This is a genomic window from Azospirillum griseum (assembly GCF_003966125.1).
Taxonomy (GTDB): Bacteria; Pseudomonadota; Alphaproteobacteria; order Azospirillales; family Azospirillaceae; genus Azospirillum; species Azospirillum griseum.
In genome coordinates this window covers 1-573 of the sequence record NZ_RXMA01000129.1, presented here as the reverse complement: position 1 = coordinate 573, position 573 = coordinate 1, and the positions used below count along the sequence as shown (strand labels likewise).

At 65.4% G+C, this 573-nt stretch carries 1 protein-coding gene; it reads right to left on the bottom strand.

Annotated elements, in window-relative coordinates:
- On the bottom strand, window positions 1–556 hold a 556-nt coding region (locus EJ903_RS26470; protein WP_210211582.1), incomplete at its 3' end, for an IS110 family RNA-guided transposase.
- Window positions 557–573: the final 17 nt, after the last annotated feature.

The following is a 573-nucleotide window of genomic DNA, read 5'->3' as shown; positions in this document are numbered from 1 at the left end:
CGACCTGCTGGGCCAATTCCCCCAGGGCCAAGCGAACCAGCTCGGGGATCGGCAGATCGCTCAGCCGATGGATCAACTCGGCCAGCTTCCGGGGGCCCTGCGCCCCCACGATGCCGAATTCCGCCAGATGGGCGCGCAGGGCATTGAGCAGCATGGTACGCTGGCGGACCAGCAGGTCACGGGAGCGGTGAAGGACCAGAACCGCTTGCTGCTCTTCGCTCTTGATCGGAACAAAGGCCATCTGCGGCCGGGTCACGGCCTCGGCGATGGCTGCGGCATCGGCAGCGTCGTTCTTCTTGCCGCGCTGGACGTAGGCCTTGACCCGGGTCGGCGGGATCAGCCGGACCTCATGGCCGAGAGCCCTGATGAGACGCGCCCAGTGATGAGCCGTCGCGCACGCCTCCATACCGACCAGGCAAGGCGTCAAGCCACGAAAGAACGCCTCCACCTGCTCCCGGCGAAGCTGCCGGCGCACGACCACCTTTCCGGCTTCATCAACGCCATGAACCTGGAAGACGTGCTTGGCAAGATCGAGACCGACGGTAACAATGCTCATGTGGACGGCCCTCTCGT